This window comes from Bacteroides nordii, assembly GCF_019930665.1.
GTDB classification, from domain to species: domain Bacteria; phylum Bacteroidota; class Bacteroidia; order Bacteroidales; family Bacteroidaceae; genus Bacteroides; species Bacteroides nordii.
This window is the reverse complement of the sequence record NZ_CP082886.1, coordinates 1901852-1913631: the sequence shown is the minus strand read 5'-3', so window position 1 is coordinate 1913631 and position 11780 is coordinate 1901852. Positions and strand designations below refer to the sequence as shown.

Annotated in this window: 5 protein-coding genes and 3 tRNA genes; 2 read left to right on the top strand and 6 right to left on the bottom strand. The window is 39.1% G+C overall.

Annotated features, from left to right (window positions below):
* Positions 1 to 8 precede the first annotated feature (8 nt).
* Positions 9 to 902 (top strand): 4-hydroxy-tetrahydrodipicolinate synthase, encoded by an 894-nt coding sequence (gene dapA, locus K8P02_RS07400; protein WP_002560176.1) that lies wholly within the window; start codon positions 9 to 11, stop codon positions 900 to 902.
* 253 nt (positions 903 to 1155) lie between these two features.
* Here dapA and K8P02_RS07395 read toward each other — a convergent pair.
* The 6 genes from K8P02_RS07395 to K8P02_RS07370 form a co-directional block, all read right to left on the bottom strand.
* Positions 1156 to 1229, bottom strand: a tRNA-Arg gene (locus K8P02_RS07395).
* Between the two features lie 28 nt (positions 1230 to 1257).
* Positions 1258 to 1331 (bottom strand) — tRNA-Arg (locus K8P02_RS07390).
* A gap of 19 nt (positions 1332 to 1350) precedes the next feature.
* Positions 1351 to 1424: transfer RNA gene (locus K8P02_RS07385), tRNA-Arg, on the bottom strand.
* An 80-nt stretch (positions 1425 to 1504) separates the two neighbouring features.
* Complete coding sequence (locus tag K8P02_RS07380) at positions 1505 to 3802, bottom strand: patatin-like phospholipase family protein (RefSeq protein WP_007485666.1); 2298 nt, start codon at positions 3800 to 3802, stop codon at positions 1505 to 1507.
* Between the two features lie 167 nt (positions 3803 to 3969).
* Positions 3970 to 6015, bottom strand: a complete 2046-nt coding sequence (gene htpG, locus K8P02_RS07375; protein WP_025868005.1) for a molecular chaperone HtpG — start codon at positions 6013 to 6015, stop codon at positions 3970 to 3972.
* 105 nt (positions 6016 to 6120) lie between these two features.
* Positions 6121 to 8658: an ATP-dependent Clp protease ATP-binding subunit gene (locus tag K8P02_RS07370; protein ID WP_007485668.1), complete on the bottom strand. Its 2538-nt coding sequence runs from the start codon at positions 8656 to 8658 to the stop codon at positions 6121 to 6123.
* 535 nt (positions 8659 to 9193) lie between these two features.
* Between K8P02_RS07370 and gyrA the strand changes: the two genes are divergently transcribed.
* Positions 9194 to 11770, top strand: a complete 2577-nt coding sequence (gyrA, locus tag K8P02_RS07365) for a DNA gyrase subunit A (protein ID WP_007485669.1) — start codon at positions 9194 to 9196, stop codon at positions 11768 to 11770.
* Positions 11771 to 11780 lie beyond the last annotated feature (10 nt).

Sequence of the window (11780 nt, the reverse complement as noted above, 5' to 3'; positions counted from 1 at the left end):
TAATACTCATGATACAAACGAAATTGAAAGGAATGGGGGTAGCACTGATTACTCCTTTCAAAGAAGATGAGAGCGTTGATTACGATGCATTAATGCGAATGGTAGATTATCTATTGCAGAATAATGCAGATTTTCTATGTGTGCTGGGTACCACAGCCGAAACTCCGACACTAACCGAAGAGGAGAAAAAGAAAATCAAAAAAATGGTTATCGACCGCGTCAATGGAAGAATCCCTATTCTACTTGGAGTAGGTGGAAATAACACCCGTGCTATAGTTGAAACGTTGAAAAACGACGATTTCACCGGTGTAGATGCCATCTTATCTGTAGTTCCTTATTATAATAAACCATCACAAGAAGGTATTTATCAGCATTATAAAGCAATTGCCGAAGCAACGGAATTGCCCATTGTATTATATAACGTTCCGGGGCGCACAGGAGTCAACATGACTGCTGCAACAACATTGCGTATTGCCCGTGATTTCAAAAATGTAATAGCTATCAAAGAAGCATCCGGTAACATCACCCAAATGGATGATATTATCAAGAATAAACCGGCCAATTTTGACGTTATTTCGGGAGATGATGGTATTACCTTCCCACTGATCACTTTAGGAGCCGTTGGCGTTATATCAGTCATAGGAAACGCATTTCCACGCGAATTTAGTCGCATGACCCGTCTGGCTTTACAGGGAGACTTTGCAAACGCCCTCACCATTCACCATAAGTTCACTGAATTATTTGATCTTTTGTTTGTAGATGGAAATCCGGCAGGAGTGAAATCAATGCTAAACGCAATGGGAATGATTGAAAATAAATTGCGCTTACCACTTGTCCCAACAAGAATAACTACATTTGAAGCAATCCGAAAGGTATTGAATGAACTAAACATTAAATGTTAAGACAGGTATGTCCTGATTGATTTTCCAAATATGAATTCCGCAAATCATACGAGCAAAAATATAAATTCGTAAGGTTTGCGGAATTTATGTATTATTTCATCGATACCTTGAAATTTGTTTTTCTACTAAATACTGGAAACGATCCCATTCTTTTATGTTTATTATTATATAAAATATGTTTCAACTTCACAATATAGTAAAGTTTGGCTGATATACAAAAAAATCTCCCCAATTTCTTGAGAAGATATTCTTGTGATCGCGACAGGATTCAAACCTGTAACCGGCTGATCCGTAGTCAGCTACTCTATTCAGTTGAGCTACGCGACCCTTTGTTTCGAATTATGAATATATTTTGTGACCGCGACAGGATTCAAACCTGTAACCGGCTGATCCGTAGTCAGCTACTCTATTCAGTTGAGCTACGCGGCCATTCTGTTAAACTAAAAAGTGATCGCGACAGGATTCAAACCTGTAACCGGCTGATCCGTAGTCAGCTACTCTATTCAGTTGAGCTACGCGACCCTTTGTTTTTGTTTAACGGGTGCAAAGATACGGACTTTTTTGAAAGTAGCAAGCGTTTACTACTATTTTTTCCCGAAATATTATTCAAAGAAACGATAATTGAAGAGCTGCCAACCCAGCGTTAATCCTACATTCCACTCTTTTTTCGGTGAGCTATAATGATTTACATAAGCAGAGATAGCACCGAATGAAAATTGGCATACAATTGATATTTCTCCTAAATATTCAAAACGAGAAAAGGCTTTTCCATAATATGCCTTATTTATCGAATTTCTCTCTATTGGGAAAATTGGCATAAAACCATAGAATTCTCCTCGCACATGAAACATTTGATTCAAACGATACACAGGCCGTACACCAGCTCCTACAAATTGATTGGCACGAAAAGCTTCATTATACATCAATTGCCCATGCGCTGTAGGCGCAAACTCTCCGGCCTGCATCATAGTAGCCGTATAGTTCTCGGAGAAATTTCTTGAAGAATACAATGCTTTCAGATACCACCCAAGCGTCCAATGCTCTGCCATTCTGTGATACTTCTCCTTCATATATGACAGTTGCAACCAGGAGTGCCGCTCCTCACTTGTCTTCTTTGTATCTGAAGTTTCTCCCGGATAGAATCGTTCTTTTCCGGTAAATATCTGGGCCACAAGTTCCTCATGGCTGCCTTGTGTAGAAAATTGTCTGGCATTCAAGGTACTTCCATTAAAGCTGATTGAACCACCAAACAGGCTATATTCGCTTTTATCATATTTATCTTTATCAAAATCAATCACATTCTTCTGAAAGTAACGATCCTGTATCTTCGCCAGTCCCACTCCAAACTCAGCTCTTTTACTGGAAAGGAAAGGAAGTCCTACTTTCAGTTTCACAAAACGTTCATCTTTTTGATTGAATGCCGGCTTATCATTCCGCGAAAAGAGTTTCTCTTTCTTAAAATAATCGAACGTGCTGATAGAAGCTATCAACCGGTATGACGTAGGAATATTGGTAGCGAAATCAATCCTCCCCATCAACTGCACATTATTATAGATTTTACCTAATTGTCCGTCAAATGTCAGCTCTTTTGCATTATAATTCAAGTTTTGATAACTAAGTCCCAGATATATCTGATTGGAACTTGTGGTAGAAACATTACCTCCGATACGAACAGAGAAATTATCCTCCAGTTTGACTTTCAAATGCAAATCATACGTATCATCTTCCGGATTAAAAACAGCATGAGGGATAATCTCGGATATCATATTACCTGAAAGCAAACGGAAATAACCACGTTTCACATCTTCAAACGTAAACTCTTTATCATCAGAAGCATGAAACTCTTTCTTGATATAAGCCTGCTGTTGAGCATTGGCACCGTCAATCAATATATTTTTGAAGCGAAGTTCCGGATAATTACTTCGGTACACAAGCCTTCTAAGACGAATATTATCGAGATTTACCCTCCTGCGAATACGACTTTTGATAGAATCCATCATACTCATCGTACGATTATATCCAATGTCATGCAGTTCATCAATTCGCTGAAAATCCATCAGATTGACATCATCGTATTTAAAAGTCATCACAATGCCTTCAGATTCCGGAACCGAATAATCAGTTTTCTGCATTACCATGTTCTCTATCTGACTCATTAAATCATTTTCCTTCGGCTTTGTGGGATTGGTGGCTACAACACTACCAATAATAACATCAGGATGAAAATCATCACGCATCACATCCGTAGGAAAATTATTATAAATTCCGCCATCATAAGCCAAAACACTGTCTATTTCAATCGGCTTAAACATGAACGGGAAGCTCATAGAAGCACGTACAGCATCTCCCAGATCACCCCTGTTCATAATCAGTTGTTTCTTATTATACACGTCAGAGGCTACACAACGAAAAGGTACAAAAAGCTTATTAAAATCTCCACCACAAGCTGCCGTAGCCCGAGCGTACAAATCAAGAAAAACAAGATTCATCTGTATTGGATTGACAACACTGGAAGGTAGAAACTGCGGTTTTATATTCAATGAATCACGAAAAGAAAGCCTGATATTTAAAAAATCAGGTGTCGGCTGGTTCTTTTTGAAGTAATACATATACTCTTCTTCCACCTCTCCGGAATACCAACGTTTAAATTCTTCCGACTTCAATAATATTTCCATATCATCCGGAGAATACCCCATAGCATACAAAGAGCCAACAATAGCCCCCATAGAAGTACCTGTAATATAGTCAATAGGAATATTATTCTCTTCAAGGGCACGAATAATACCGATGTGCGTCAGCCCTTTAGCTCCACCGCCACTCAACACAAGCCCCACTTTCTGGGCTTGCACCAATATAGGCAACAACAGCAAAAAAGTAATAAGCACTAAAGCTTTTTTCATAATCCCGGATAAAACAATTGATTTTTCATTAATTAATGCTCAAATATATGCAATAGTTTCCAATTAACGGGCAATTCAAAGGGATTTATAATCAAAAAAAGAGCATTGCTTCGCTTTAAGCGAGCAATGCTCTTCGGGAATTTATTTAAGAATTTAAAAGGGGCTAATTAAATAAGCTCAATGCTTCTTTTTACAAAGTTGTTCAACGCTTCACCCTTCAGCATGTTATTCTGCAACAGAGCAAGATCCACTAATTGGCGTACCACTTTATTTTTTTCAGCATATCCGGTGAAGATAGCGTCTTTCTTACCTTTCAGTTCATCCAGTTTCTTATCCAAATCTTTCAATTCATCCTTTTCTGAGGTAGGAATATCTTCATCCTTCTTACCTTCCTGCTTCTTTTTCAATGCATCACGTTGTTTGGTCGTATCATCAATAGAAAGTTGCAAAGGAACAATATCAGCGGCACAAGCTGCTTCTTCATCACTCAACACCTGCTTAATGAGCTTATGATCAGAATTCAGAACCAGATTGAACATATCCGGCATTTCTCCATAGAAACTCATACCTGCCTGTATATTGGCCATTTCCTTCATACGACGCATGTATTCACTCTGCGTAATCATGACAGGAGCAGAATTTTCACCCAACGCTTGTGTCATCACATTAAATTCGACCTTCTCAACTTTAGGCAACTGACTCTTGAATGCAACAGATAAAGCTTCTTGCTTGTTAGCATCCAGCACATCACCCTTCTTATCGTCTTTCACAATGATATTGTCTATTACATCACTATCGACACGGGTAAAACGAGATTTCTCAAATTTCTGTTCAAGCATGCTGACCATAGCAACATCCAACTGTCCATCCATAAGCAACACATTGTATCCCTTATTTTTAGCAGCTTCAATGTAGCTAAACTGTTCGTCTTTATTATTTGTATAAAGATAAATCAAATTTCCTTCCTTATCTGTCTGATTATCTTTAATTAGCATCTGATACTCTTCATAGGTATAATGCTTACCATCTGTATCGGTGAAAAGGGCAAATTTTGAAGCTTTCTCATAGAAATCTTCCTGCGTCAACATTCCATAATTGATAAATATTTTCAGGTCATTCCACTTCTCTTCAAACTGAGGACGATCATTCTTGAAAATAGATTGCAGACGGTCGGAAACCTTCTTAGTGATATATGTCGAAATCTTCTTCACGTTTGAATCACTCTGCAAATAAGAACGTGAAACGTTCAACGGAATATCCGGTGAATCAATTACACCATGTAATAGTGTCAGAAAGTCGGGCACAATACCTTCTACAGAGTCTGTCACATAAACCTGATTGCTATACAACTGAATCTTATTTCTATTCAGTTCAATATTACTCTTTACTTTCGGGAAATAAAGAATACCAGTCAGATGGAAAGGATAATCTACATTCAAATGAATCCAGAACAAAGGCTCATCAGACATCGGATACAACTCTCTATAGAACTTTGTATAGCCCTCGTCTGAAAGTTCACTTGGTTTACGTGTCCACAATGGGGTAGTATCATTGATAATATTATCTTCTGCAGTTTCTACCTGCTTACCATCTTTCCACTCTTTTTTCTTACCGAATGCAATTGGAACAGGCAGGAATTTACAGTACTTTGTCAACAGACCGGATATACGTGTTTCTTCAAGGAACTCTTTACAGTCATCATCAATATAAAGTATGATATCTGTACCACGATCAGCCTTATCAACATCTTCCAAAGTAAACTCAGGACTACCATCACAAGTCCATTTCACAGCCTGAGCACCTTCCTTATAAGATTTTGTAATGATTTCAACTTTCTTTGCTACCATAAAGGCAGAGTAGAAACCAAGTCCGAAATGACCAATAATGGCATTCGCATCATTCTTATATTTTTCCAGGAAGTCATTGGCACCGGAGAAAGCTATCTGATTGATGTATTTATCAATTTCTTCGGCAGTCAGACCAATACCGCGATCGGAGATGGTAATTGTATCCTTATCAAGCGATACATGAATGGTCAAATCACCTAATTCTCCTTTAAACTCACTAATAGATGCCAGTGTATTCAACTTTTGAGTAGCATCGACAGCATTAGAAACCAACTCACGGAGAAAAATCTCATGATCACTATACAAGAACTTTTTGATGATAGGGAAAATGTTCTCTGTTGTAACCCCAATATTACCTTTCTGCATAATAATGTATATTTTTAATTTATCAGATTAATGTTTTCATGGAATATGAAAACAAAAAAAATGCCAGACCTTCCGATCTGACATTTTGACGTATTACAAGGAAATTTATTCCACAATATTTGCCTCTTTTTTCATCTCCAGTTCTCCTTTCTCCTCATTCAGGGACACCTTTATAGTATCTCCATCGACCAAAGTAGAGGAGATGATCAGTTCTGACAATCCGTCCTCCAGATATGTCTGTATAGCACGTTTCAACGGACGGGCACCAAACTGTACATCGTACCCTTTTTCAGCTATAAATTGTTTAGCCTTATCTTCGATAACCAAATTATAACCAATAGACTTGATCCTGTCATACAAGCCTTTAAGTTCTATATCAATAATTTGAGTTATCGCTTCCAAAGACAGCTGGTCAAAAGTAATAATCTCGTCGACACGATTTATGAATTCCGGAGCAAAGGATTTATTCAAAGCCTTCTGTATCACACCACGAGAAAATTCTTTATCATCAATACGGTTCTGAGTAGCAAAACCCACTCCGCGGCCAAAGTCTTTCAGCTGACGTGTACCTATGTTAGAAGTCATAATAATAACTGTATTTTTAAAATCTACCATTCTGCCATAACTGTCAGTCAACCGGCCTTCGTCCATAACCTGCAACAATAGATTAAAGACATCAGGATGCGCTTTCTCTATTTCATCAAGCAAAATAATAGAATAAGGTTTACGACGAACCTTTTCCGTCAACTGTCCACCTTCTTCATATCCCACATATCCCGGAGGTGCTCCGACAAGACGGGAAACAGTGAACTTCTCCATATACTCACTCATGTCAATACGAATTAAAGCATCCGAAGAACCAAACATATACTTGGCCAACTCTTTTGCTAAATGCGTTTTACCAACACCGGTAGGCCCCAGGAACATGAAAGTTCCAATCGGCTTATTCGGATCTTTTAATCCGACACGGCTACGCAGAATGGCTTTCACCAACTTCTCAATAGCCGGGTCCTGAGCAATAACCTTAGCCTGAAGAGACTCTTTCATCCCAGCCAGTTTAATACCTTCGGCCTGTGCCATACGTTGTACAGGAATACCGGACATCATAGAAACAACATTTGCAATTTCCTCTGCATCAACTGTCTGCCGATTGTCTTTCAATCGTTCTTCCCATTCTTGCTTCATACGGTCGAGCTCAGTAGTGAGTTCTTTTTCTTTATCCCGAAAACTGGCAGCAAGTTCAAAATTCTGCGATTTCACCGCATCATTCTTTTTACTTTTAGCTTCTTCAATCAATCTTTCCTGTTCTTCTATTTCTTTCGGAACATTAATATTGGTAAGATGCACACGCGAACCTGCTTCATCAAGAGCGTCAATTGCTTTATCCGGGAAATTACGGTCCGTTATATAACGATCTGTCAACTTGACACAAGCTTCTAAAGCTTCATCGGTATAGATCACGTTATGATGGTCTTCATACTTACTCTTGATATTCCGAAGAATCTGGAGAGTTTCTTCAGCCGTAGTAGGTTCTACCATAACTTTCTGGAACCGACGTTCCAATGCACCGTCTTTCTCTATATTTTTACGATACTCATCAAGAGTAGTGGCACCAATGCACTGTATTTCACCACGTGCAAGAGCCGGCTTCAACATATTGGCAGCATCCATAGAACCAGCAGCAGAACCCGCACCAACAATGGTATGTATCTCGTCAATAAACAGGATAACATTCGGATTTTTTTGCAACTCATTGAGAATGGAGCGAATACGTTCTTCAAATTGTCCGCGATATTTAGTTCCAGCAACAACCGATGTCATATCCAAAGCCACCACACGTTTATCGAATAAGATACGCGATACTTTTTTCTGGATAATACGAAGTGCCAAGCCTTCAACAATGGCTGATTTTCCAACCCCCGGTTCACCAATCAATATCGGATTGTTCTTTTTACGACGACTCAAAATCTGCGCCAGACGTTCTATTTCACGTTCACGGCCTACCACCGGATCCAGACGTCCTTCTTCTGCCGCTCTTGTCATATCTGTACCAAAATTATCGAGTACAGGAGTATCATTCGCCGGCTTTTTAGAAGCCGTTTGTGCCTGTTGCTGACGCTCTTCCGAACCACGACCACCAGAACGGGAAGCCCCCATTTCTTCTTCATCATCGTCATCTTCACTAAAGCCCATTCCGGCATTAATGTCTGGTTGCAATGACAACTGCTCAAACACTTTTTTGTAATCCACCTGGTTTGCTTCAAGTACAGAAGCAGCCACGTTATTACGATCTTTCAGAATAGCTAACAGAACATGTTCTGTATCAGCTACATTACTCTTCATTAAACGAGCTTCAAGAATACACATCTTGAGTATCTTAGCCGCCCCATTAGACAATGGAACTTCTGCATCAGGCAGCAGAAAATCATCTGCATCTGCCTTCAATATTACTTCAATCTGCTTTTTAATGTCGGTCAGATTTGTTTTGAGTTTAGACAATATCTCGATAGCTTTCCCTTCTCCGTCCCTAAGCATTCCCAGTAACAAATGTTCAGGGCCTATATACCTACTTCTCAAACGGTTCGCTTCTTCCTTACTGAAAACGATAATGTCGGAAACTCTTTGTGAGAATTGATTATTCATACTTTATTCCTTCCTTCTTAAGGTGTTATTCACTGGCAAAGATACGCATAACATTGATTTATGCGCAATATTTGCTTTATTTATTATAATAACAAATGCCGTGCCAAAAAAGATGCATACTTATATACCTTATTATATATAATAGTAAATACTTCTCATTTTAATCAAATAAGACTATTTCTTATCCTCATAAAAGGTGAGAACAAATACTAAAACATCCCCATGTTCTTTATCATAACACCCGGATGTTTTTGTATAAAACATCCGGGTGTTATGATAGCATGATATCTATAATAGTACTATTACCAAACGCTGATAGAACATCCATTAGATACCTGTATTTTAAGTTTAAAACACAGTACTTTTATTCCATATATCAATCCCAAAGATAGAAATGTATATTTCCAACTCTTATAATTAAGGATATACCAACACTCAAAAAGTTTATGCGAGAAAACTTTTGTATATCGTGAAAAAGTAGTACTTTAGCGTGGTTTTTCGTAAGCCATGAATGTATAATTAATAATCTTTTTAAATGCTTGAACAAGACAGAATTATAAAGATTAACATCGAGGAGGAAATGAAGTCATCTTACATTGACTACTCCATGTCGGTCATTGTTTCGCGTGCCCTTCCGGATGTTAGAGATGGATTTAAACCCGTTCACCGCAGAATACTCTACGGTATGATGGAATTGGGTAATACGTCAGATAAACCTTATAAAAAATCAGCCAGAATTGTGGGTGAGGTACTCGGTAAGTACCATCCGCACGGAGATTCTTCCGTATATTTAGCAATGGTACGTATGGCACAAGAATGGGCTATGCGTTATCCGTTAGTAGATGGCCAGGGTAACTTTGGTTCTGTGGATGGTGACAGTCCCGCAGCTATGCGTTATACAGAGGCCCGATTGAACAAGCTCGGCGAAGCTATGATGGAGGATCTTTATAAAGAAACCGTTGACTTCGAACCGAACTTCGACAATACGTTGGTGGAACCAACTGTAATGCCTACACGTATCCCTAATCTTCTGGTAAATGGCGCTTCCGGTATTGCTGTAGGTATGGCTACGAATATGCCACCTCACAACCTGTCCGAGGTTATCGATGCTTGTGATGCATATCTTGATAATCCCGAGATTACCGTAGAAGAGTTGATGAACTATGTCAAAGCACCTGACTTTCCGACAGGAGGGTATATATATGGTGTAACTGGTGTACGTGAAGCCTATTTAACGGGACGTGGTCGTGTAGTAATGCGTGCAAAAGCCGAAATTGAAACGGGACAAACACATGACAAGATCGTAGTTACTGAAATACCATACAATGTAAACAAGGCTGAATTAATTAAGTATATTGCTGATCTTGTAAATGATAAGAAGATAGAAGGCATTTCCAATGCAAATGACGAGTCCGACCGTGATGGTATGCGTATCGTTATCGATATAAAACGCGATGCAAATGCCAGCGTTGTTCTTAACAAGCTCTATAAGATGACGGCTTTGCAGACGTCTTTTGGTGTCAACAATGTGGCATTGGTACATGGGCGCCCTAAAACGCTGAATTTAAGAGACTTGATTAAGTACTTCGTAGAACACAGACGTGATGTAGTTATACGTCGTACTCAGTATGATCTGCGCAAAGCTAAAGAACGTGCTCACATTCTTGAAGGTTTGATTATAGCTTCAGATAATATTGATGAAGTTATCCGCATTATCCGTGCGGCAAAAACTCCGAACGATGCTATTGCCGGATTAATCAACCGCTTTGAACTGACAGAAATACAGGCACGTGCAATCGTAGAAATGCGTCTGCGTCAATTGACCGGACTAATGCAGGATCAGTTACATGCCGAATATGAAGAAGTAATGAATCTCATTGCTTATTTGGAAAGTATTCTTGCAGACGATGAGGTATGCCGTAAAGTTGTAAAAGATGAATTAATCGAAGTAAAAGCTAAATATGCTGACGAACGCCGGTCGGAAATTGTTTATTCATCTGAAGAGTTCAACCCTGAAGACTTCTATGCCGATGATGAAATGATTATCACCATCTCACATATGGGATACATAAAACGTACACCACTTACTGAATTCCGTGCACAAAATCGCGGTGGGGTAGGTTCGAAGGGTACAGAAACACGTGATGAAGACTTCATTGAACATATCTATCCGGCTACAATGCATAACACGATGATGTTCTTTACCCAAAAAGGTAAATGTTACTGGTTGAAAGTATACGAAATTCCTGAAGGAACGAAAAACTCTAAGGGACGTGCTATTCAGAACCTACTGAACATAGACTCTGATGACGCCGTAAATGCATATTTACGTGTAAAGAGCCTTGATGATCGAGAATATATCAACAGTCATTATGTATTGTTCTGTACAAAGAACGGTGTAATTAAGAAAACGTTGCTTGAACAATATTCTCGTCCACGTCAGAATGGTGTAAATGCGATCACGATCCGTGAAGACGACCGCGTTATCGAAGTTCGTATGACAAATGGTAATAATGAAATTATTATCGCAAACCGCAACGGACGTGCAATTCGCTTCCACGAAGCAGCAGTTCGCGTTATGGGACGTACGGCAACAGGTGTACGTGGTATTACACTCGACAACGACGGACAGGACGAAGTAGTAGGTATGATTTGCATAAAAGATCTTGAAACAGAATCTGTTATGGTAGTTTCTGAGCAGGGATACGGCAAACGTTCTGAAATTGAAGACTACCGTAAAACAAACCGTGGTGGCAAAGGTGTAAAAACAATGAACGTTACCGATAAAACAGGTAAAGTGGTAACAATCAAGTCAGTAACAGACGAAAATGATTTGATGATTATCAATAAATCCGGTATTACCATTCGTTTGAAAGTCGCAGATGTACGTATTATGGGACGCGCCACACAAGGCGTTCGCTTAATCAATCTGGAAAAACGCAATGACCAGATCGGGTCTGTATGTAAGGTTACAACGGAGAGTCTTGAAGATGAAGTCCCTACAGAAGAGATAGAAGGACAAATTCCGGTTGATCCTACAGCAGAAACATTTGAAGATACAGATACACCGGATGTTGCAGAGAATAATGAAGACGAAAACAAAGAAGAATAGACGTAATATT

What these genes read in the sequence shown, in the direction of transcription:
- K8P02_RS07380 (WP_007485666.1), bottom strand. Translation starts at nt 3,802, where the DNA reads ATGAAAAAAGCTTTAGTGCTTATTACTTTTTTGCTGTTGTTGCCTATA.
- K8P02_RS07370 (WP_007485668.1), bottom strand. Translation starts at nt 8,658, where the DNA reads ATGAATAATCAATTCTCACAAAGAGTTTCCGACATTATCGTTTTCAGT.
- dapA (WP_002560176.1), top strand. Translation starts at nt 9, where the DNA reads ATGATACAAACGAAATTGAAAGGAATGGGGGTAGCACTGATTACTCCT.
- gyrA (WP_007485669.1), top strand. Translation starts at nt 9,194, where the DNA reads ATGCTTGAACAAGACAGAATTATAAAGATTAACATCGAGGAGGAAATG.
- htpG (WP_025868005.1), bottom strand. Translation starts at nt 6,015, where the DNA reads ATGCAGAAAGGTAATATTGGGGTTACAACAGAGAACATTTTCCCTATC.